Annotated in this window: 15 protein-coding genes; 5 read left to right on the top strand and 10 right to left on the bottom strand. The window is 73.0% G+C overall.

The annotated features are described in order from the left end of the window. Window positions 1-142: 142 nt before the first annotated feature. Entirely contained in the window at window positions 143-1,432 is a 1,290-nt protein-coding gene (locus ACIQBJ_RS20945; RefSeq protein ID WP_400712348.1) for a cytochrome P450, read from the bottom strand. A gap of 101 nt (window positions 1,433-1,533) precedes the next feature. On the opposite strand from ACIQBJ_RS20945, the gene ACIQBJ_RS20940 reads away from it, so the two are divergent. From ACIQBJ_RS20940 to ACIQBJ_RS20930, 3 genes are all read left to right on the top strand, one after another. Continuing rightward, window positions 1,534-1,899, top strand: coding sequence for an ArsC/Spx/MgsR family protein (locus ACIQBJ_RS20940; RefSeq protein ID WP_400712345.1), 366 nt, complete (start codon window positions 1,534-1,536; stop codon window positions 1,897-1,899). Between the two features lie 104 nt (window positions 1,900-2,003). Next, on the top strand, window positions 2,004-2,966 hold the full coding sequence (locus ACIQBJ_RS20935; RefSeq protein ID WP_400712342.1) for a DUF1152 domain-containing protein: 963 nt from the start codon (window positions 2,004-2,006) through the stop codon (window positions 2,964-2,966). Between the two features lie 90 nt (window positions 2,967-3,056). Then, window positions 3,057-4,022, top strand: coding sequence for a DUF1152 domain-containing protein (locus tag ACIQBJ_RS20930; protein WP_400712339.1), 966 nt, complete (start codon window positions 3,057-3,059; stop codon window positions 4,020-4,022). A gap of 17 nt (window positions 4,023-4,039) precedes the next feature. Here the strand turns inward: ACIQBJ_RS20930 and ACIQBJ_RS20925 are convergent, their stop codons facing one another. Beyond that, on the bottom strand, window positions 4,040-4,438 hold the full coding sequence (locus ACIQBJ_RS20925; RefSeq protein ID WP_400712336.1) for a VOC family protein: 399 nt from the start codon (window positions 4,436-4,438) through the stop codon (window positions 4,040-4,042). Between the two features lie 107 nt (window positions 4,439-4,545). Between ACIQBJ_RS20925 and ACIQBJ_RS20920 the strand changes: the two genes are divergently transcribed. Continuing rightward, window positions 4,546-5,517 carry a helix-turn-helix transcriptional regulator gene (locus tag ACIQBJ_RS20920; RefSeq protein ID WP_400712333.1) on the top strand — a complete coding sequence of 324 codons (972 nt, stop codon included), beginning with the start codon at window positions 4,546-4,548 and terminating at the stop codon, window positions 5,515-5,517. A 7-nt stretch (window positions 5,518-5,524) separates the two neighbouring features. Here ACIQBJ_RS20920 and ACIQBJ_RS20915 read toward each other — a convergent pair whose 3' ends face one another. From ACIQBJ_RS20915 to pulA, 8 genes are all read right to left on the bottom strand, one after another. Beyond that, complete coding sequence (locus tag ACIQBJ_RS20915; RefSeq protein WP_400712330.1) at window positions 5,525-6,073, bottom strand: DUF1697 domain-containing protein; 549 nt, start codon at window positions 6,071-6,073, stop codon at window positions 5,525-5,527. A gap of 88 nt (window positions 6,074-6,161) precedes the next feature. After that, the gene (locus tag ACIQBJ_RS20910; protein WP_400712327.1) at window positions 6,162-6,887 is read right to left on the bottom strand and encodes a hemerythrin domain-containing protein; all 726 of its coding nucleotides are present in this window, start codon (window positions 6,885-6,887) and stop codon (window positions 6,162-6,164) included. Window positions 6,888-7,083: 196 nt separating this feature from the next. After that, window positions 7,084-8,127: an alpha/beta hydrolase gene (locus ACIQBJ_RS20905; protein WP_400712324.1), complete on the bottom strand. Its 1,044-nt coding sequence runs from the start codon at window positions 8,125-8,127 to the stop codon at window positions 7,084-7,086. 332 nt (window positions 8,128-8,459) lie between these two features. After that, window positions 8,460-10,574, bottom strand: a complete 2,115-nt coding sequence (locus ACIQBJ_RS20900) for a carbohydrate binding domain-containing protein (protein WP_400712321.1) — start codon at window positions 10,572-10,574, stop codon at window positions 8,460-8,462. 283 nt (window positions 10,575-10,857) lie between these two features. After that, window positions 10,858-11,196, bottom strand: a complete 339-nt coding sequence (locus tag ACIQBJ_RS20895; protein ID WP_400712318.1) for a P-II family nitrogen regulator — start codon at window positions 11,194-11,196, stop codon at window positions 10,858-10,860. Further along, window positions 11,193-12,521, bottom strand: a complete 1,329-nt coding sequence (locus ACIQBJ_RS20890; protein ID WP_400712315.1) for an ammonium transporter — start codon at window positions 12,519-12,521, stop codon at window positions 11,193-11,195. Before ACIQBJ_RS20890 ends, ACIQBJ_RS20895 begins: the two co-directional genes overlap by 4 nt. Window positions 12,522-12,713: 192 nt before the next feature. Then, window positions 12,714-15,065, bottom strand: coding sequence for a M4 family metallopeptidase (locus ACIQBJ_RS20885; protein ID WP_400712312.1), 2,352 nt, complete (start codon window positions 15,063-15,065; stop codon window positions 12,714-12,716). A gap of 430 nt (window positions 15,066-15,495) precedes the next feature. Continuing rightward, window positions 15,496-21,036: a pullulanase-type alpha-1,6-glucosidase gene (gene pulA, locus ACIQBJ_RS20880; protein ID WP_400712309.1), complete on the bottom strand. Its 5,541-nt coding sequence runs from the start codon at window positions 21,034-21,036 to the stop codon at window positions 15,496-15,498. A 353-nt stretch (window positions 21,037-21,389) separates the two neighbouring features. Between pulA and ACIQBJ_RS20875 the strand changes: the two genes are divergently transcribed. Beyond that, complete coding sequence (locus tag ACIQBJ_RS20875; protein ID WP_400712306.1) at window positions 21,390-22,340, top strand: phosphatase PAP2 family protein; 951 nt, start codon at window positions 21,390-21,392, stop codon at window positions 22,338-22,340. Window positions 22,341-22,358 lie beyond the last annotated feature (18 nt).

Here is a 22,358-nt window from a genome sequence, read left to right as displayed (position 1 = left end):
GGCCACGGATGCGGCTACGGGCGCGACTGCGGTTCTCCCCCATCGTCGTCCCCGGCCCGGTCGGCCCACTGCGTACCGAAGTCCCGACGGCCGGGGACCTTCGGCCCGTTCCGCCCCGCCGCCGGGCGTGCCGTGAGCTGCGTCACCGCCCGGCGGCGAGGGTGACGGGCAGGCGGCGCGGCCCGCGCAGCACCAGCCGTCCGCCGGGTGCCACCGGGCCGGCCTGGGCGAGCCCGGGGAAGCGGCGCAGCAGCGCGGGCAGCGCGGTGACGGCCTCCAGCCGGGCGAGCTGGGCGCCCAGGCAGTAGTGCGGGCCGCTGCCGAAGCTGAGCGCCCGCGCGGGGGCGGGGCGGCCGGTGCCGGGGTCGGCGCCGGTGCCGGGAGCGGCGGGGCCGGGGGCGAAGCGGGCGGGGTCGAACCGTCCGGGGTCGGCGAAGCGGCGCGGGTCGCGGTTGGCGGCGCCGAGCAGCAGCAGGACGTCGGTGTGCCGGTCGACCGGCCGCCCGGCGACAGTGCGGCCGTCCGCCAGGGCGACCCGCGAGGTGAGCTGCACGGGCGAGTCGTGCCGCAGCACCTCCTCGGTGAACGGGGCCGGGTCGAGCGCGCCGGTGCGCAGCGCCTCGGCGGTGGCGGGTTCGGCGAGCAGCCGGACGAGCGCGTTGCCGATCAGGTTGCCGGTGGTCTCGAAGCCCGCGATCAGCAGCAGGGCGAGGTTGGCGACCAGCTCGCGCGGCGAGAGCCGGCCCGGGTCGGCGTCCGCGACCGCGACCAGCGCGCTGACCAGGTCGTCCCGCGGGTCGGCGCGCCGCTCGGCGGTCAACCGGTCGAAGTACTCGGCGAGCCGGACGGCCGCGCGGTCGGCGGCGGCCAGTTCGCTGTCCCCGTACATGGTCTCCAGGGTGACGGTCAGGTCGGCGGCCAGCGGCCGGAACAGGTGCCGGTCGGCCGCCGGGACGCCGAGCAGTTCGCAGATCACCCCGATCGGCAGCCGGAACGCGAACGCCTCCAGCAGGTCGACCGGCCGCCCCGGGTCGGCGGCGGCCGACGCGTCGAGCCGGTCGAGCAGGTCCTCGACGGCGGCGGTCACGGCGGGCGCGAGCGCGGCGACCCGGCGGGGCGTGAACACCGAGGCGATCGGCGCGCGCATCCGGCCGTGGTCGGGCGCGTTGCGCTGCAGCACGGACGGGGCCAGCAGGTGCTTGCCCGGGTGGTCGAGGAAGTCCGGTTCCAGCTCGGCCCGCAGCCGGGCGTCCGCCACCCCGAACCCCGGATCGCGCAGCACCTCGTCCGCCTCCTGGTACCCCGTCACCAGCAGCAGCGACCCGTCCACCGGCACCACCGGCCCGAACGCGCGCAGCCGCTCGTACAGCGGGTACGGGTCGCGCCGCCCCGCCGTCCCCAGCAGTTCCCCGACGACCTCGGCCAGGTCCATTCCGCTCCCCCTCGGTTCCCGTTCCGTCCCCTCCGCCCCGGCAACGGCCCGGCGGCGCGCCCGGGTTCCCGACGGACGGGCGCCCGTTAGGGTGGCCGGTCATGGAGATCTGGATCAACCCGCGGTGCAGCAAGTGCCGTACCGCGCAGCACGAACTCGACGCGGCGGGGGTGGAGTACACCGTGCGCCGCTACCTGGACGACCCGCCGACCGCCGCCGAACTCACCGAGGTCCTCGGCCGGCTGGGCCTGGAACCGTGGGACGTCGCCCGCCTCGACGAGCCGGTCGCCGGGGAGCTCGGCCTGCGCGAGTGGTCCCGCGACCCGGCCGACCGCCCCCGCTGGACGGAGGCCATGGCCGCCCACCCGGTCCTGATCCAACGCCCGATCATCACCGCCGACGACGGCTACACCGTGATCGGCCGCACCGAACAGGCCCTCCGCGACGTCCTGGACGACCACGTCTGAGGCACTTGCCCGGGCCCTCCGAGCCCGCTGGGCTTCGCTTCTCCGGGCCCGCCGGGCCCCTGATTCCCGTGTGCCGAAAAGGTCTTCCTTGGTAGGTTCCGCCGGTGACGAGTCTTCTGCACCCCCCGCTGCTGGAGCGCCTGCTGGGCGCCGAGCGGATTCTGATCGCCGGGGCCGGCGGCGGGTTCGACGTGTACGCGGGCCTGCCGATCGCGTTGGCGCTGCGGGCGGCCGGGCGGGAGGTGCACCTGGCGAACCTCTCGTTCAGCAACCTGTACGGGCTGGACCGGGAGGTCTGGTTCGCGCCGGACCTGGCCCGGATCACGCCGGACGTGCGGTCGGCGGAGCGGTACTTCCCGGAGCGGTCGCTGGCCCGCTGGCTGCGCGGGCGTCGACTGCCGGACACCGTCTGGGCGTTCCCGGGGACGGGGGTGCAGCCGCTGCGGGCCGCGTACCGGGAGCTGGTCGCGCACCTGGGGGTGGACGCGATCCTGCTGGTGGACGGCGGGACGGACATCCTGCTGCGCGGTGACGAGGCCGGGCTCGGCACCCCGGAGGAGGACATGGCCTCGCTGGCGGCGGTCGCGGGGCTGGACGAGGTCCCGGTCCGGCTGGTGGCCTGCCTGGGCTTCGGCGTGGACGCGTACCACGGGGTGAGCCACAGCCTGGTGCTGGAGAACCTGGCGGCACTGCAGCGCGAGGGCGGCTACCTCGGCGCGTTCTCGATCCCCGCCGACTCCCCCGAGGCCGCCGCCTACCTCGACGCCGTCGCCCACGCCCGGACGGAGTGCCCGGAGCACCCCAGCATCGTGAACGGTTCGATCGGCGCCGCCCTGGAGGGCCGTTTCGGCGACGCCCGGTTCACCGAACGCACCGGCGACAGCGCCCTGTTCATCAACCCGCTGATGACGCTGTACTTCGGCGCCACCGTCCGGGCCCTGGCCGCCCGCCACCTCTACCTGGACCGGCTGGAGCCCACCGTCCTGCTCGGCCAGGTGGCCTCGGCGATCGGCCGCTTCCAGGACGGCCTCCCCCGTCAGCGCCCGCCCCGGGCCTTCCCGCACTGACCCGACGTCAGCGGGCGGGCGGGCAAGCCGGTCGGCCGGTCGGGAAAACCCCTGCGGGAACGGCCCGCGCCGCTGCTACCGTCCGCCCCGATGACCACGAACCTGCTGCAACCACCGCTGCTCACCCGCCTGCTGGCCGCCGAGCGGATTCTGATCGCCGGGGCCGGCGGCGGCCACGACGTGTACGCGGGGCTGCCGATCGCCCTGGCGCTGCGGGCGGCCGGGCGGGAGGTGCACCTGGCGAACCTCTCGTTCGGCCACCGCTACGGGCTGGAGTCGGGCGCCTGGGTGGGCCCGCACCTGGCCCGGATCACGCCGGAGACCCGGGCCGCCGAGCCGGCGTTCCCGGAGCGGTCGCTGGCGCACTGGCTGCGCGAGCACCGACTGCCGGACACCGTCTGGGCGTTCGCCTCCGTCGGGGTGAAGCCGCTGCGGGCCGCGTACCGGACGCTGGTGCGGCGGCTCGGGGTGGACGCGATCCTGCTGGTGGACGGCGGGACGGACATCCTGCTGCGCGGGGACGAGGCCGGGCTCGGCACCCCGGAGGAGGACATGGCCTCGCTGGCGGCCGTCTCCGGGCTGACCTCCGTCCCGATCCGGCTGGTGGCCTGCCTGGGCTTCGGCGTGGACGCCCACCACGGCGTCAGCCACAGCCTGGTGCTGGAGAACCTGGCCGCGCTGCAGCGCGAGGGCGGCTACCTCGGCGCGTTCTCGATCCCCGCCGACTCCCCCGAGGCCGCCGCCTACCTCGACGCCGTCGCCCACGCCCGCGCGGCCGACCCGGCCGGGGCCAGCATCGTGCAGGGGTCGGTCGCGGCGGCGCTGCGCGGGGAGCCGGACGGCGCCTCGCTCGCCGAACGCACCGGCGGCGGCGGACTGTTCGTCAATCCGCTGATGGCGCTGTACTTCGGCGCCACCGTCCGGGACCTGGCTGCCCGGAACCTCTACCTGGACCGGTTGGAGGGCACCACCACCGTCCGGGAGATCGCCTCGGTGATCTCGGATTTCCGCGAGGAACTGCCCCGCCTGCGCCCGGCCCGGGCCTTCCCGCACTGACCCGACGTCAGCCGGCGTCAGCGGGCGAGCCGGGCCCGGGCGGCGGGGGTCGCCGGGGCGAAGAAGTTGACCAGGGTGCCGTCCGGGTCGCGGACCAGCAGGGAGCGGTTGCCCCAGGGCAGGGTGGCCGGGCCGCTGACGGGGGTGACGCCGGCGGCGGTCAGCCGGGCGGCCAGCAGGTCGACGTCCTCGACCAGGAACTCGACGATCGCGCTGCGGTTGGCGGCGGGTTCGGCCGCGCCGGGGGCGAACAGCGGCACGGTGCGGACGCTGCCGATCGCCAACGTCCCGGTGGGGGTGCGGAGTTCGGCGAAGTCGGGGGTGGGATGGTCGGCGGTCAGGCCGGTGGCGTGCTGGTAGAAGGCGACCAGGCGGTCGACGTCGGCGGTGATCAGGCGGACGGAGACGAGCTGCATGGCGGGGGCTCCCCTGGGGTGGTTCCGGTGCGGTCGGGTCCGACGCTAGGCGCGATACCGGACGGAATCCGCCCGGTATTCGCCCCGGGTCGGGGGAGAATGGCGCCATGACCCGCCCCGCGAGCCGCCTGCTGACCCTGCTGGAGCTGCTGCAGTCCGGCGGCGTCCGCACCGTCGCCGAGCTGGCCGGGCGGCTGGACGTGGACGGCCGGACCGTCCGCCGGTACGTCGCGCAACTGGTCGAACTGGACCTGCCGGTGGAGTCGGTGCGCGGCCGGCACGGCGGCTACCGGCTCGCGCCGGGGCACCGGATGCCGCCGCTGATGCTCACCGACGAGGAGGCGCTGGCCGCGCTGTTCGGGCTGGCGGCCGCGCACCGGGCGGGACTGTCGGCGGCCTCGGGGACGGCGGGCGGGACGGCCGCCGCGAAGATCCGGCGCGTCCTGCCCCGGCGGCTCGCCGACCGGCTGGAGACCCTGCTGGAGACGGTGGCGTTCACCGCCGCGCCCGCGCCCGCCCCGGCCCCCGACCCGGAGGCGCTGCTGACCGTCGCCGACGCGGTGCGCCACCGCCGCCCGCTGGCCTTCCGCTACACCTCCGCCGACGGGCGCGGCGGCGAGCGCTCGCTGCTGCCGTACGGGCTGGTCGCGCACGCGGGCCGCTGGTACCTGACGGGGTGGGACACCGCCGCGGGGGCCGAGCGGCTGTTCCGGCTGGACCGGCTGGCCGCGCCGCGCCCGCTGCCGGGCACCTTCGCCGCGCCCGGCGGGCCCGCGCCGGCGGCCCGGGTGCTGCGCGCGCTCGCGGACGCGCCGCACCGCCACCGGGTGCGGCTGCGCGTCCGGGCCGACGCCGAGCGGATCGGCGCGCACGTCCCGGCGGGGCTGGCCCTGGTCTCCGCGCCGGACGCCGGGGGCTGGCGCACCGTCGAACTGCGGGTCGCCGAACTCGACTGGCTCCCGGGGGTGCTGGCCGCCCTGGACCGGCCGTTCCGGATCGAGGAGCCTCCCGAACTACGGAGACTGGTGCGCGAGTTGGCCGAGCGTCTGGCCGGTTCGGCGGCAGAGCCGGAAAGTTGACGAGGCGTCAGTTCTTGCGGGCCGCCGCGACGATCTTGGCCGTGGTGTGGAAGAACCGCGAAGTCGCCTGCCCCCGGTAGGACTTGGGGAAGGCGGTGGCCGGGTTCCCGTTCAGCCGCCCGTTGCGCAGGTGCATCACCACGAACGCGGCGTCCGCCGTGGCGCCGACCATCTCCCAGTCGCCCTTCGGCGAGGCGGCGGGCAGCTCGACCTCCGCGGGCAGCGGCTCGGAGAGGAACAGCACGCACAGCCGCTTGTCCTCGCCGGGCTCGACCCCGGCGAACGGGTCCAGCGCGAGCAGCGCCTCGACCTCCTCGACGGTCCGCAGCATCACCGGCACCGGCCAGCCCAGCCCCTCCGCGAGCGCGGCCTCGATCCGGCCGGCCAGCGCCGCCCGGTCGGCCCCCGCCTCCGCCCGGAAGAAGACGTTCCCGCTCTGGATGTACGTCCGCACGTCCGCCAGCCCCAGCCCGGCGAACAGCTCCCGCAGCCGCTCCATCCGCACCGTCCGGCCGCCGACGTTGACCGCGCGCAGGAAGGCGATGTAGGTCTCCATGCCGGCGAGTGTAGGACGGCCGGGGCGTCCCGGTGGACGGCCGGCCCGGGTCGTGCTGCTCACGTCCCGGACCGGCCTGCTGTGGGGCCTACTGCGCGGACGGGCCCCACAGCAGGTCGGTGCAGCGGGCGTAGGTGTCGCGCCAGTGCGGCCAGTGCCGGGCGGTCTCGTCGTCGCAGTCGGCGAGCAGCCGCTCGACCTGGGCCGGGTCGACGCCCTCCAGCAGCCACACCAGGGCGTCGGAGGGGGCCGGGCCGTCGGCGAAGCGGAGCAGGTCGAGCAGCTCGGGCAGGGTGCCGATCCGCGAGCCGGGCTGGAAAACGCCCGCCATCCGGGGCAGCAGCTGGCGCTCCTCGATCCGCAGGTGGGTCTCGACCCGGGCGGCGAGCTCCTCGACCGCGTAGGAGACCGGCCAGGCGCTGGCGGGGTCGCGAGTGGCGATGCCGACCAGGGTGGTGGTGCGGGTGAAGCACTGGTCGAGGTTGTGGTGGTCGGACTCCAGCCAGTTGAGCAGCAGCCGCAGTTCGGGCGCGAAGCGGCGCAGCACCGGCCAGAGCCGGGTGTCCTGCTGCTCGTGGTGGCAGGTGACCATGGCGGTGACGAAGTCCCAGTGCCGCTTGAGCGCCTGGGCGGACTCGAAGTCGTCGGGCTGGAGCAGCCGCAGGGCCTGCGGGATGCGGGCGAGATCGCGCCGGACGGCGGCATGCACCAGGCGCAGTCCGGCGAACGGGATCGGCTCGACCGCCGGGACGGTGGGCTCGACGGCCCGCTGGGCGGGGATCGCGGGGGCTACGGGCAGCAGGTGACGGGACATGGCGCTCTCTTCGGGACAGGCTGGGGCTGGCCGGAGCGGGGGCCGCGGCGCGGCACCCCGGTCCTCTGCTCCGGTTCACGGCTCCAGGGTGACCACAGTCCATCAGGGGCGAATGAACGACCGATTGATGCGCAGGTCAGCGCGTTTCGGCCCTGATCACGACCACTTTCCGAAGATCACCGGCGACCGTCCGTGATCAGTCGGCCTCGGGCCCGGCGGTGTTGGCGGAGAGCCACTCCAGGGTGTTCGGGATCATCTTCTTGAAGTCCGAGGTGAGGTGCTTGCCGCCGGGCTGCTCGTAGTACTCGACGGTGGTGGGGGCCTTCGCCTTGGCCACCCAGTTCTTCACCAGCTTGATCTCGTACGGGTTGGCGCCGCCCGCGGTGGCCAGCATCTTCACGTCGGCGGTGCCGGCCCCGACCAGCTGGTCGGGGCTGTTGGCCAGGCGCTCCTGCTCGTGGCCCTTCCAGAGCGGCGAGTCGGGGTTCCAGTAGCCGTCGATCGGCACCGCGGCCCGGAACACGTCGGGGTGCTGGAGGGCGAGCTTGGCGCTGCAGAACGCGCCGGTGGAGGCGCCCATCACGGACCAGCCGTCGCGGCCCTTGACGGTGCGGAAGTTGGCGCGGACGAAGTCCGGGATGTCCTGGGACATCCAGGTGCCGATCTTCGGCTGGCCGGGGATGTCGGCGCACTCCAGCGCCTTGGCCTCGTTGGAGTCCAGGTTCTGCACCGGCATGATCATGATGAACGGGTGGGCCTTGCCCTCGGCCACCAGCTGCTGGTTCGCCTCCTGGATCGGCAGCTGGTTGTCGGTCCAGGTGTTGTAGCCGGCGCTCTGCCCGCCCGCGTACAGGGTGAGCACCGGGAAGCCGGTCTTCGCGTACTTCGGGTCGTTGTACTGCGGCGGCAGCCAGACCCAGACCTTGCCGCTCACCCCGGACTTCGGACCGGCCACGGTGGTGACCAGGATCGGCCCGGCGCCGGTGTCGCGGGCCTTGCCGAACTGGGCGGCCGGGCCGGTCGGCATCAGCACCTTGGACGGCTTGGACGGGGACGGCGGCGCCGACGGGCTGCCGCTCGCCGGGGCGGAGCCGCCGCCCTGGCCGGTGGAGATCGCCGCCCTGGCGTCGTTCGCGCTGCCGCCGGAACCACCGCACGCGGCGAGCGGGACGGCGAGGGCGAGCAGGGCGGCGGCCGCCAGCGGGCGGCGGGCGGCGGCGGATCGGGGCTGCGGCAGCACGGTCGGTCTCTCCGGGCGGGAGCCGGTCCGGCGGCCGGGCCCGGGCTCTGTTCGGTGGCGGTCCGGGGCGGCCTCGCTCTGGTCACCGGCTGCCCCGGGATCGGCCCTCCGTCGCGCGGTGTGCGAACGTCCGGCCATCCGGGATCTTACGACGTGCGGGAGTCTCCCCCGGTTGCGGCGGGGCCCGGTATCCGCCGGTCGGCGGGGGCGCTCCGGCCGACCGGCGGGGGTGGCCGCCGGGCGCGCGCGCCGGAGCGGCCGCCGGGCCGGACCCGATGGGGGCGGGTCCGGTCCGACGGCCGCGGCGGCGGGGCCGGTGGGGCTGCCGGGCGTCAGTTGCGCCAGGTGTCGTTCAGCGCGACCTTGCCGCTCGCCGGGACGGTCGCGGTCCGGTTGGCGCCGCTCTCCCAGGTGACGGCCCCGGCGGCGTCCTTGCGGATGTACTTGTACTGGATCGCGGTGCCGGCCCCGATCGCCACGTCCAGCTTCCAGACGGGGTAGGCGGCCGAGGAGAGCGGCAGCGCCTTCGAGGTGTCCCAGCCGCCGAGCGCGGCGGCGTCGCCGACCACGTAGATGTTCTGGCCGACCGCGGTGGTGGCGTTGACCGCGAAGGAGGCCCCGGCGGCGGCGGGGGTCGCGGTGGCGGTCGGGGTCGGGCTCGGGCTCGCGGTGGCGGTGGCGCACGGGTCGCCGCTGCCGACCACGCCGTCCTTGACGGTCACGTTGCCGGTGCCGAGGGCGTAGTTGGCGCTGTTGTTGTTGTCCCAGGTGCCGCTGCCGTTGTTGAAGGTGGCGGCGAGCCCGGTCGCGGTGCCGAGGTCGACGGTCTTCTTCACCCAGCCGGTGCAGGCCGCGCCCATCGCCACGCCGGGGGCGGTGGTCCAGCTGCCGCCGGTGGGCGCCCAGTGCAGGTCGTAGGCCGACCAGTTCTTGTCGGTCGAGTAGAAGACGGTGGCGCTGTTGCCGCCCGCCGGGGAGGTCGGCGTCGGCGTCGGGGTCGGGGTGGGCGTCGGGGTGGCGGTGCTGCCGCCGCCCGCGCCGACGTAGAGCGCCACGGCCTCGCCGGAGGCGACGGTGGCGGTGAACTTCCCGTCCGCGCCGACGGTGTAGGTCGGGCCGGTGCAGCCGCCGTTCACCGGGTCGCCGTGCTGGACGTCGCAGTAGGAGCCGGCCGGCAGCGAGGTCTGGAAGGTCTGGGTGATCGCGCCGGACTCCCGGTTGATCGCCACGTAGCCCTTGCCGCCGCGGCCGAAGCCGATCGCGTTGTTGCCGTTGGACCACCAGTTGGTCAGGCCGGTGCCGGAGACCGCGTTGCGGAAGCCGACCATGTTGGCGACCTGCCGCCAGGCGTGGGTGCAGTTCCAGCCGTCCTGGTAGCAGGCGTTGACGGTGCCGCCGTTCGGCGGGCCGTCGTCGTTGGAGCCGAACGCGTAGCCGGAGTAGACGTTCGGCGAGCCGTACGGGTTCGCCAGCATGAAGACGTTGGCCAGCGTGTAGGCCGAGCCGTACTTGTAGTTGAGGGTGGAGCCGTTGCGCTCGGTGTCCCAGTTGTCGACGAAGGTGCGGGCCTGGGCGGAGCCGAGCAGGCCGCTGCCCCAGCTCTGCAGGTCGGCGAGCTTGCCGCCGTTGAAGGCGCTCTTCAGCCAGGTCCCGGAGCGGAACTCGTCCACGTCGCCGTTGCCGGTGTACTCGGAGGGCTGGATCGGCTCGCCCGCGCCGTAGATCACCTCCTGCACCCAGTACGCGTGGGGGTTGCTCATCTTCGCCTTGATGGCGCCGAGTTCGCCCGCGTCGATGTGCTTGGCGGCGTCGATCCGGAAGCCGTCGACGCCGAGCGAGAGCAGGTCGCTGAGGTAGTTGGCGATGGTCTGCTGGACGTACGCGGAGCCGGTGTTGAGGTCCGCGAGGTTGACCAGTTCGCAGTTCTGCACGTTGGAGCGGTCGGCGTAGTTGCTGATCGCGCTCCGGCAGGAGTGGAAGTCCTGGTCCTGGTAGTAGCCGGGGTAGTTGTACTTGGTGTAGTTGGTGCCGCCGGTGCCGGTGCCGCTGCCCGCGGTCATGTGGTTGATCACCGAGTCGGCGATCACCTTGACGCCGGCCGCGTGGCAGGTGGCGACCATGCTCTGGAACGAGGCGCGGTCGCCGAGCCGGCCGGCGATCTTGTAGCTGACGGGCTGGTAGGAGGTCCACCACTGGGCGCCCTGGATGTGCTCCTGGGGCGGGGAGACCTCGACGAAGCCGTAGCCCTTGGGGCCGAGGGTGTCGGTGCAGGCCCTGGCCACCGAGTCGAACTTCCACTCGAAGAGGGTGGCGGTGACGTCCTTGGCGCCGGGCGGGGTGGCGGTGGCCGTCGGGGCGAGGGTCAGGCCCGCGCCGATCGAGAGTCCGAGCGCGGCGAGCGCGGTGCTGGCGGCGGCGAGGCGCCGTCCGGGGGCGGAGACGGGCAAGGGGGCACTCCTGGGGGAAGCCCGGACCGCGGGCGCAGGGCGCGGAACGGGGGGCGGCGGGGTGGGGGGCCGCGACGGCGTGGGGTGGTGCCGTCAGCGCGACGGGGGGAGGGTCGCTGCTGCAAAGTCCTGCAAAGACGTTGAAACTTGCTGGAAACTTGCAGTGGCATGACCATAGGGTCCGCCCGGGCACCCGTCAAGGGTTCCGGAGCCGGGCACGGCAACGGCCCCCGCCCCGGGGAGGGGCGGGGGCCGCAGCGGCCTTGACGGCCTTGACGGGGGGTCAGACGGCGTCGGGGCCGCGCTCCCCGGTGCGCACCCGGACGATGGTGTCCACCGGCACGGCCCAGACCTTGCCGTCGCCGATCTTGCCGGTGCGGGCGGCGGCCACGATCGCCTCCATCACCCGCTCGGCGTCCTCGTCCTCGACCACGACCTCGATCCGCACCTTCGGCACCAGGTCGATCCGGTACTCCGCGCCCCGGTAGACCTCGGTGTGCCCGTGCTGCCGCCCGTAGCCGCTGGCCTCGGTGACGGTCAGTCCGTGCACGCCGAGTTCCTGCAGCGCGGTCTTGACCTCGTCCAGCTTGAACGGCTTGACGACGGCGGTGATCAGCTTCATGCGGGGCGGGTCCTGTCGGAGGCGGGCGCACCGTGCGGGTGCACGCTGGCGTGGGCGGTGGCGGAGCCGAGGCCCAGGACGCCGTGATCGTACGCGGTCTCGGCGTGCACGGCGAGGTCCAGTCCGGTGCGCTCGTGCTCGGGGGCGGCCCGGAAGCCCATCACCCGGTCGATCGCCCGGCCGATGCCGTAGGTCATGCCGAAGGCGTACCCGGCCACCACCAGCACGGCGACCAGCTGCTTGCCGCTCTGGGCGAGTCCGCCGCCGTGCAGCAGCCCGGCGGGGCCGCCGGTCATCACGGCGGTGGCGAACACGCCGATCAGCAGGGTGCCGATCACGCCGGCCACGAAGTGCACGCCCACCACGTCCAGCGAGTCGTCGTAGCCGAAGCGGAACTTCCAGCTGACGGCGTAGCAGCAGACCACGCCCGCGGCCAGGCCGATCACCAGCGCGCCGAGCAGGTCGACGCTGCCGCAGGAGGGGGTGATGGCGACCAGTCCGGCGACCGCGCCGGAGGCGGCGCCGAGCGTGGTGGCGTGGCCGTCGCGCTTCTTCTCCACCACCAGCCAGCCGAGCAGGCCCGCGCAGCCGGCCGCCTGGGTGTTGAGGACCGCGGCGGCGGCCAGGCCGTTGGCGCCCAGCGCGGAGCCGCCGTTGAAGCCGAACCAGCCGAACCAGAGCAGGCCCGCGCCGAGCAGCACCAGCGGCAGGTTGTGCGGGCGCATCGCCTCCTTCCGGAAGCCGAGCCGCGGGCCGAGCAGCAGGGCCAGGGCGAGGCCGCTGGCGCCGCAGTTGACCTCGACGACGGTGCCGCCGGCGAAGTCGAGCGCGCCGAGGTGCTTGAGGATCCAGCCGTCGGGGGCGAACACCCAGTGCGCGACCGGCACGTAGACCAGCAGCGTCCAGACCGCGGTGAAGGCCACCCAGGAGCCGAACCTGGCCCGGTCCGCGATGGCGCCGGAGATCAGCGCGGCGGTGATGATCGCGAAGGTCAGCTGGAAGGTGGCGAACAGCAGGGTGGGGACGTGCCCGGTGAGGCTGTGCGGGGTGATGCCGGCCATCCCGAGGTGGTCGAGCGAGCCGATCAGGCCCCAGCCGGCGTCGGGGGCGAACGCCAGGCTGTAGCCGGCCAGCAGCCAGACCACGGTGACCACGGCGATCGAGACGAAGCTCATCATGATCATGTTGAGCACGCTCTTGGTGCGCACCATGCCGCCGTAGAACAGCGCGAGGCCCGGGGTCATCAGCAGGACGAGCGCGGTGCAGGCCAGCAGCCAGGCGGTGTCGCCGCTGTCCGGGGTGGGTGGGGAGTCAGCGAGGAGCATGCGGGGAGTGTCGCCGGGCCGGATTTCGCTCCGCCGACGCCGGTGTTTCCGGGGTGTTTCGTGTTGCCCGCGCGTTTCCGGGATCTCACCGTCCGGACACCCGCGCCCGGCTCCGGCCGCCCGCGGCCCGGCCCCGGACGTGCCGGGGCCCGGCAGCCGGATCGGCTGCCGGGCCCGGGCCCTGAGGGTGGGTCAGCTGGTCTGGACCGCGGTGTCGTCGATCACGAAGGAGGTCTGCAGCGAGGAGTCCTCGACCGCGTTGAACTTCACCGTGACGGTCTGGCCCGCGTAGGCCGACAGGTCGACGGTCTTCTGGGCGTAGCCGGTGGCGGCGTTGACGTTCGAGTACGTGGCGACCGAGGTGCCGTTGACGGTCACGGTCAGCTTGTCGTACGCGGTGCTGCCCGTCTCGGCGGTGTCGATGTGCAGCCAGTAGCTCAGGGTCGCCTTGCAGCCGGCCGGGATGGTGACGGTCTGCGAGATGCTGTCGGTGTGGGCGGAGCCGTAGCCGTCCATCCACGCCTTCCAGGTGCCGGAGTGCGCGGCCTGGGAGGAGGAGCTGTCGACGACGCCGGAGGTGGCGGTCCACGGGCTGGCGGAGCCGGTCTCGAAGCCGGGGTTGCCGAGCAGGTTGGTCGGGGTGCAGCCGCCGCCGCCACCGGAGGTGACGGTCCAGGTGAAGGAGGCGGTGCCGGTCTTGTTGGCGGCGTCCTTCGCGGTGACGGTCACGTTGTAGGTGCCGGCCGTGGTGGCGGTGCCGGTGATCTTGCCGGTGGAGGCGTTGATCGACAGGCCGGTGGGCAGGCCGGTGGCCGAGTAGCTGAGCGGCGCGGTGCCGCCGGTGGCCGCGATCTGCAGGTTGACCGTGCCGTTCAGCGCGGTCGACTGGTTGCCGGGGCTGGTGACGGTCGGGCCGCCGGTGTTGGGCAGCGAGCCGACGTTGACGGCCGCCCAGGCGGTCGCGGTGGCGTTGTACTCGGCCGAGTTGGCCCCGTACAGGTCGGTCGCGGCGGAGAGCATGCCGGCCCGGGCGCTGGCGTAGTTGGTGGTGGAGGTCCAGTAGGTGGTCAGCGCGCGGTACCAGATCGCGGCGGCCTTGTCCCGGCCGATGCCGGTGACGGTGATGCTGTTGGCGGTCGGCGAGTTGTAGCTGACGCCGTTGATCACCTTGGCGCCGCTGCCCTCGGACAGCAGGTAGAAGAGGTGGTTGCCGACGCCGGACGAGTAGTGCACGTCCAGGTTGCCGACGCCGCTGTACCAGGAGTCGGCCGAGGAGCCGTCCTTGGAGGGCTTGTCCATGTAGCGCAGCGGCGTGCCGTCGCCGTTGATGTTGATCAGCTCGCCGATCAGGTAGTCCGGGTTGTCCTTGGGCAGGTTCGCGTAGAACTCGACCATGGTGCCGAACACGTCCGAGGTGGACTCGTTCAGGCCGCCGGACTCGCCCGAGTAGTTCAGGCCGGCGGTGTTGGAGGTGACGCCGTGCGTCATCTCGTGGCCCGCGACGTCCAGTTCGGTCAGCGGGTGGGTGTTGGAGGCGCCGTCGCCGTAGGTCATGCAGAAGCAGGTGTCGTCCCAGAAGGCGTTGACGTAGTTGCTGCCGTAGTGGACCCGGCTGTACGCGCCGTTGCCGTCGTTGCGGATGCCGTTGCGGCCGAAGGTGTTCTTGTAGTAGTCCCAGGTCATCGAGACGCCGTAGTGGGCGTCGACGGCCGCGGACTCCTTGTTGGAGACGGTGCCGTCGCCCCAGCTGTCGGTCGACTTGGTGAACAGGGTGCCGTTGCCGCTGGTGCCGTTGTTCAGGTTGGTGGTGTACATGTTGCCGCGGGTCGGGTCCTTCATCTGGTACGTCGACCCGGACAGCGAGGTGCCGATGGTGACGTTGCCGACGAAGACGCCGTTGCCGGTGCCGGTCTGCACGCCCTCGACCTTCTGGATCACGTCGCCGGTGGTGGCGTCGGTGATCACGTGCAGCTTGCTCGGGGTGCCGTCCTCCTTGGTGCTGGAGACGACGGTCTCCCAGGCCAGCCGGGGGCTGTTGTCGGCGGCCCAGACCACCAGGCGGGGCGCGGTCTCCAGGGCGGAGCCGGCCTCGGCGGCGAGCGCGCTCGACTGGCCCTTGGCGGCGGCCAGCTTCGGGGTGGTGGACAGGCCGGTCAGCGAGGCCGTGGAGGCCCGGTCGACGCCCTTGGTGGTGCCGTTGGCGGCCTGGTGGACGACCAGGTCGCCACCGAGGACGGGGAGTCCGTTGTAGGTGCGCTCGTACCGGAAGTGCTGGGTGCCGTCGGCGTCCTTGAACGCGTCCTTCACGACCAGCTTCTCGGCGGAGCCCAGGCCCAGGTTCTGCGCGAACTGCGCGGAACGCGTGCCCGCGTCGGAGATCAGCTGGGCGTGCCCGGCGGCAGCCTGCTGGTCGGCGACCTGGGCACCGGCGGCGGGCGCGGCGGGGGCGGCCTGGGCCACCGCCACCGGGATCGCGGTGACCAGCAGGGCGGTGGTGGCGGCCAGGGCGGCCATGCTCACGCGGGCATGCGTGTAGCGAGACATGCGGGACTCCTTTACCGACCGTCGCGGGGTCACGAGCGGTGGAGAGAATCTGGCCGCGGTTGCGGCGCAGCGGGGGCCCCTTGCCGCCGGTTCGCGGCGCGGGGTGCGGTGCACGTGCGCGGTTCAGGGCTGCGGGCTGCCGGTGGCCTGGGGAGGGCTCCACCGGCGGGTGTTGGGGCTACCTGTCCGTCCGCAACCGGGGGAATCCTGGCAGCAAAGGCCGCACGAATGACAGATGCATGCCACCGAATGACCGATTAACGACCGCGCCACGACTTGGCCAACAGGTGTTCAACCGCCGCTCATGGTCCGGCATGTGGGACGCCGTCGAGGAGGTCTCCACCACTGTCCGGCCGCGAGGGGCGATTTTCGGCCAACACGGCAAGGGGCCCCACCCGGAGGTGAGGCCCCTGTTACCGCGGGGAAACCATCAGTTCTGGACGTACACCGCCACCGTCCGGCCCGGCACCGTGAAGGTGCCCGTGGCCGGGTCGAAGGCCGCCTGCTTCACCACCGGGTCGGCGCCCTTCGCCTGCACCCGGTGCAGCTCCTGGCGGGTGCCGCGGAGCCCCGCCACGGTCTGGGTCTGCGCGGTCGGCGTGGCGTTGAAGACCACCGTCAGGCCCTTCTCGGCGCCCTTGAGGCCGGTGCCGTCCAGGTGCATGGTGATCACGCCCGGGTTCTCCCCCGCGCTGCCGGACAGCGGGAAGGACAGCCGGCGCTGCACCTCCGCCGCGCTCGACAGCGCGAACAGCGGCGAGGACTGACGGATCCTCAGGAACTGCTGGTAGATCGCGGTCGAGCTGCCGGTCTCGTTGCAGCCCATCCGCAGCTTCGGGTCGGCCAGCAGTTGCTTGGCCCGGTCCCACATCGCCTTGTTGTCGGCGGCCATCGGCAGGCCGCGGCCCCAGCCGTTGCCCTGCTTGCAGTCCCAGCCGATCGCGTTGAACCAGTCGCCGGAGTCGAAGGAGTTGGCGTCCAGCGACTTGGAGCGCAGCAGGTCGCTGCCGGCCTGGGCGAAGCCCGGGCCCTGGCCCAGCGCGGTCAGCGACAGGCCGAGCGCCTGCATCCGGGCCCGGTCGGCGGGCGAGGTGCCCTGCGGCAGCTTGTAGGCCAGCGCGTCGTACAGGTCGGCGTTGTCGTGCGCGTCCAGGTACTCGACGGCCTCGCCGGGGTTGGCGGCGTAGCCGGTCGGCGCGCCGTTGTAGTCGACGCCGGCGCCGGTGACGGCCTTGCCGGTGGCGTCGGTGAACCGGTAGCCGGCCAGGTTGCCGGTCAGGCCGACCTTGATCTGGTCCATCTGGTGCAGCAGCCGGGCCTTCTGCTCGGCCGGGGTGCCGTTGTCCGCCGAGCCGTTCGGGTCGGTGAACAGGCCGGAGGCGAAACCCTGCTGCGGGGCCGAGGAGAGCATGAAGTTGCCGCCCCGCCCGGCGTCCCTGATCCGGTCGTTGAAGGTGGCGATGCCGGTTCCGGCCATGTTGGCCTGGGTGGCCTGGACGAACCGGGCGTCGTTGGCGACGGTGCCGAAGTTCCAGCCCTCGCCGTACAGGAAGACGTCCTTGCCGCTGACGCCGTCCTTCTCCGGGGTCAGCGCGCGCAGCGCGGACTGCACGTCCAGCATGGTCGACTTCGGGTCCAGGCCCATCAGGTCGAACCGGAAGCCGTCCACCCGGTACTGCTTGGCCCAGCCGACCACCGAGTCGACGACCAGCTTGTTCATCATGGCGTGCTCGGGCGCGGTGTCGGCGCAGCAGGAGTCGGTGGTGACCTTCCCGCTGTCGCTCAGCCGCTGGTAGTAGCCCGGGACCACCTTGTCCAGCACCGACCTGTCGTCCTGCCCGGCGGCCGCGGTGTGGTTGTAGACCACGTCGAGCACCACCCGCAGGCCCGCCTCGTGCATGGCCTGCACCATCTCGCGGAACTGCACGGTCCGCGCCGTGCCGTTCGGGTCGGTGGCGTAGGAGCCCTCGGGGACGTTGTAGTGCAGCGGGTCGTAGCCCCAGTTGTAGGCGTCGTCGGCCTGCACCGCGGCCACGCACTCCTGCTGCTTGTCCGAGTCCGCGGGCAGCGCGGCCAGGTCGCAGGCGGGGAGCTTCTGGTCGGCCCGGTTCTCCCGGATGGTGGCGATGTCGAAGGTCGGCAGCAGGTGGACGGTCGTCACCCCGGCCTTGGCCAGCTCCTTCAGGTGCTGCATGCCCGCGGACTTCGACTGCGTGAACGCCAGGTAGGTGCCGCGCTCGTCGGCGGGGACGGTGGCGTCGGACGCCGAGAAGTCCCGCACGTGCAGTTCCTGGATCTGCTGCTTCACCGCCGGGATCGCCTCCGGGCTGCGGTGCCGGTCCCAGCCCTTGGGCTTGGTCGCGTCGGCGGACAGGTCCGCCACCAGGCTGCGCTTCGAGTCGGTCGACAGCGCGGTCGAGTACGGGTCGGTGACGGTGTTCACCACGTTCTGCCCGACGCTGGGCGCCCAGACCTTCACCTGGTACAGGTAGTACTTGCCGTCCAGTTCCTCGGCGTCCTTCGTCAGCGACCAGACCCCGGACGCCTCGTCACGCTTCAGCGGGACGGTCCGCGGGCTGCCGCCGGTGGCCTTGTCGAACAGTTGCACCGACACCTCGGTCGCGGTCGGCGCCCAGAGCGAGAGCGTCACCTTGCGCCGGTCGCGGTCGAACCAGCCGTGGCCCTTCTGCACCGAGTACACCGGGCCGAGTTGGGCGGCGGCGGCCTTCGCCGCGTAGAGGTCGTCCAGGACGCCGGGGATCTGCACGCCGGTGGCGGCCAGCGCGGCGCCGTTGGGCAGGTGCTCGGTGAAGACCAGCTGGCTGCGGAGCGCGGCGGTGGTCCGGCCGGCGTCGCGCGGGTCGACGGTGAACGCCCGGTACCCGGCCAGGTGCGGGAACTTCGCCTTCTGCGCGTCGGTCAGCCCGGCGGCCGGGTTCAGCCGGAGCCAGTGGCCGGGCTTGGACAGCACGCCCTTGTCGACGGTCAGCCCGCCCGCGGGGTCGTAGATCAGCTGGGCGCTGGTGCCGCCCTTCAACTGGGCTTCCCCGGCACCGTAGTTGGCCGGAACCACGACGGTCTTCGCGTCGATCCACTGGGCCTTGGCCGAGCCCAGGTCGAGCTGCGAGGAGGTGCCGCCGGCCTGCGGCAGCAGGTGGCCCTCCTGGCCGCCGACGATCCAGATCTCCCGGCCGGAGGTGGCGAAGTCCAGCGACTGGTCCTGCGGCAGGTCCTTGTCGCCGCCGTTGTGGATGATGTAGCTGAGGCTGGTCGCGCCCGCGGCCAGCGGCACCTCGAAGACCGCGCCGAACGCGTCCTGCCGGGCCGGCATCAGCGGGTTGCCCCAGTCGGTGGGCGTCGCCGCGCCCGTCCAGTCGTGCAGGCCCCAGCCGGTGTAGTTCCCGTCGGCCCGCCGGTAGTGGATGACCGCCTTCCCGGCCGGCACCGGCTGCGCCCCGTCCGGGTTCGCGGTCCGGACGGCGGCGTCGCCCTCCTTGATCCACACCTCGCCGGTGGCGGAGATGTCGATGTGCCGGTCCTGGTCGACGTCCTTGGCGCCGTTCTTCTCCACCACGAACCCGACGTCGGACGCGCCGCCCTTCAACTTCACGTACGCGAACGCGCCGTAGGCGTCCCGCCCGACGAAGCCGTGCCCGTCCGGCCAGGTGGTCGCCTCGCCGTCGGCGATGTCGCCCCAGGTGTACAGGTTCCAGCCGTCGTAGTCGTTGTCCTTGCGCTGGTAGTGCACCACCGCGTAGGGCCGCGACACCGCGCTCGGCGCGGGGGTGGCGGGCTGCTGCCCGGTGGTGAACTGCCCGGTGGCGGAGGCCAGTCGGCCCGCCGAGTCCTCGACCACGGCCTTGAACCGCACCACCGTGCCGGGCGCGGCCCCGCCGAGGTCCTGGGTCACCTTGTCCACGCCGTTGTCGGCGGTGCCCAGGGTCTGCCACGGCCCGTTGCCGACCTGCGCGGCGAAGGTCACCCGGTGGAAGCCGCCGCCGGGCACGTTCGCGCCCAGCGCCACCGTGCCGTACGAGCCGTCGGCCGGCGCGCTGACGGTGATCGACGGGCCGTCAGCGGGCTTGGCCAGCTTGTGCGCCGCCTTCAGCACCACCGAGGACATCGCCGGGACGGTGACGGTCACCTTGCCGTCCGCGCCGCTGGTGAGCTTCCCGCCGATCCCGTACAGGCCGGTGAAGTCCATGCCCGCGGAGAAGGTGTCCAGCGCGACGGTCTTCGGCTCGGCGGCGTTGTTCACCGCCGCCAGGTACTCGACCTGCTCCTTGGCGTCGATCCGGGAGAACGCGTACACGCCCGGCCCGTCCGCCGCGTACCGCTCCACCTGCGCGCCGTCGGCCAGCGCCGGGTGGTCCTTGCGCAGCTTCGCCAGGCCCGCGATCCCCTGGTACAGGGCGCCGTCGGTGCCGTACCGGTCCTTCGACCCGGCCGTGCCGCCGATCACCGCGTCGGTGTTGTACGACGGGGTCTTCGAGGCGAACATGTCCTGCCGGGCGTCCTTGTCACCGCCCGCGCCGGTGAAGCCCTGCTCGTCGCCGTAGTACACCACCGGCTGACCGCGCGTCAGGAACTGCAGCTCGTTGGCCAGTCGGTCCTTCCGCAGCAGCGCCTCGTTCGACGCGCCCGGGTTGTCGCTCTGCAGGAACGACCCGAACCGGCCCATGTCGTGGTTGCCGAGGAAGGTCGGCAGCTCGTACGCGTCGGTGTCGGCCGTGGTGTACCGGTAGTCCTGCGCGTACAGCTCGGACAGCGCCTTCGCCGAGCCGTTCTGCGACACGTACTTCCGGGCCGCCTCCTGGAACGCGAAGTCCAGGGTGGCCTGCAGCTTGCCCTTGGTGACGTACGGGGAGGTGATCGCCGGGTCGCCCGAGTACACCTCGCCGAACATGAAGAACTTCTTGTTCCCCTGCTGCGCCGCGAACTGCTTGAGCGCGGGCGCCCACTGCTCCCAGAACGCCAGGTTGACGTGCTTCACGGTGTCGATCCGGAAGCCGTCGACGCCGGTGTCGGCCACCCACTTCTGGTAGATCTTCTCCATCCCCGCGACGACCTTGGGGTTCTGGGTGTCCAGGTCGTCCAGGCCGGAGAAGTCGCCCTCGGTCGCGGACTCGCCGACGAAGGTCGAGTTGCCCCGGTTGTGGTACAGCGACGGGTCGTTGAGCCAGGACGGCGTCTTGGCCGTCGCGCCCGCCGGGTCGCGGAACACCGGGGTGTAGGGGAAGGAGTCCTTGCCGATGCTCGGCCACTGCGCCCGGGCGTCGGCGACCGCGGTCTCGTCCACCGGGTTGCCGTCCGCGTCCAGGGTCGGGTAGGCGCCCTCGGAGCGGTAGTCGTACGTCTTCTCCGCGTAGTCGACGATGTCCGCGGTGTGGTTGGTGATGACGTCGAAGAAGACCTTGATGCCGCGCTTGTGCGCCTTGTCGATCAGCTCCTTGAGCTGCGCGTTGGTGCCGAAGTGCGGGTCGACCTGGGTGAAGTCGGTGATCCAGTAGCCGTGGTAGCCGGCCGAGGCGTCCGCACCCGCGCCCTGCACCGGCCGGTTCTTGAAGATCGGCGCCATCCAGATCGCGGTGGTGCCGAGGTCCTGGACGTAGTCCAGCTTGTCGATCAGGCCCTGCAGGTCGCCGCCGTGGTAGAAGCCCTTGTCGGCCGGGTCGAGGCCGTTGTCCAGCCGCCCGCCGGTGATGCCGCCGGTGTCGTTGCCGGTGTCGCCGTTGGCGAAGCGGTCCGGCAGCACGAAGTAGAACTGCTCCCTGGTCAGGTCGTGCCGGGCCGCGGTGGCCGCCAGCGCCTTGTCGGAGGGCGGGGCGGGCGGGGTCGCGGGCGCGGCCGCCGCCAGCGGGACGGCGCCCAGGGCGGCGGCGATCAGCGAGGCGGCCACCAGGACGGAGGCGCGTCCGGGGCGGCGGTAGGGGGTGGTGCGGCGCGGGGTTCGGGACTGGGCGTCGGCCACGGCTGGGCTCTCCCTAGGGGCGCTCGGGCAGGGGTGGGTGGCGTGGAACCTAGCGCCCTGCAAGATGTTTCAGCAAGATGCGCAAGCCGTTTCGGGCGCGAGTCGTACCGAGTCGTGACCTGGCCGCCCGAAACGCCCCGTTCGTTCGCCCGCCCGCCCCCCGATGCTTCGCCCGCGCACCGTGCGGGCACGAACCGGACCCCGGTTCGACCCCTGGTAACCCGCGGGCCACAATGGAGCGCATGCGCCCCGACGACCGCCCTGCCCCTACCCCCGTAGGGGGACGGCCGGTGAAGAATCCCCGACCACAGGATGAGCAGGCGACCACATCCGGTCTGGCAGACTCTTCGTCCATGGGGGAACCGACCGAGATCCAGACCGCCGGCGCCGACCGCGCCGACCGGACCGCCCGCGACGGTTCCGACCCGGGCACGGACCACACCGCCCGTACGCCCGGCGGAGCCACCCGCGCCGCCCGCTCCCGGAGCGCCGCGCTCCGCGGCCGCGTCCGCGAGCAGCGGCGCACACCGCGCCGCCCGCGCCTGGTCTTCGAGCTCGCCCTGATCGGCCTCAGCTACTGGCTGTACTCGCTGGTGCGCAACGCCGTCCCCGAGCAGGCCGCGATCGCCCAGAAGCACGCGAGCTGGGTCTGGGACTTCGAGCACGCCCTCGGCATCGCCGTCGAGCGCTCGATCAACCACGGCGTCAACTCGGTCACCTGGCTGATCGTCGGGATGAACTACTACTACGCGACGCTGCACTTCATCGTCACCATCGGCGTCCTGGTCTGGCTCTACCGCTCCCACCCCGGCCGGTACGCCGCCGCCCGCACCGTGCTCTTCGTCACCACCGGCATCGCCCTGGTCGGCTTCTACTGCTTCCCGCTGGCCCCGCCCCGCCTGATGCACGACGGCGGCTTCATCGACACCGTCTCGGTCCACCACACCTGGGGCTCGATGGCCTCCGGCGCCGGCGCGCAGGTCTCCAACCAGTTCGCCGCCATGCCGTCCATGCACATCGGCTGGTCGATGTGGTGCGGCCTGACGATCTTCTTCCTGGCCCGCCGCCCCTGGGTCCGCGCCCTCGGCCTGGCCTACCCCCTGGTCACCCTCAGCGTGATCATCTCCACCGCCAACCACTTCTGGCTGGACGCCGTCGGCGGCGAGATCTGCCTGGCCGTCGGCTTCCTCGCCGCCCGCCTGATCTACCACACCTGGACGTACCGCCTCCCCCGCCAACCCGGCGGCCCGGCCGAGCGGGAGCTCACCGTCCCCGTCCAGTGGGACACCAAGGTCAGCGCGTAGCGCGCGGGCGCGACGAAC

The sequence above is a fragment of the Kitasatospora sp. NPDC088391 genome, from assembly GCF_044753345.1.
In the GTDB taxonomy this organism is placed as follows: Bacteria; Actinomycetota; Actinomycetes; order Streptomycetales; family Streptomycetaceae; genus Kitasatospora.
This window is presented reverse-complemented; position numbering and strand designations above follow the sequence as displayed.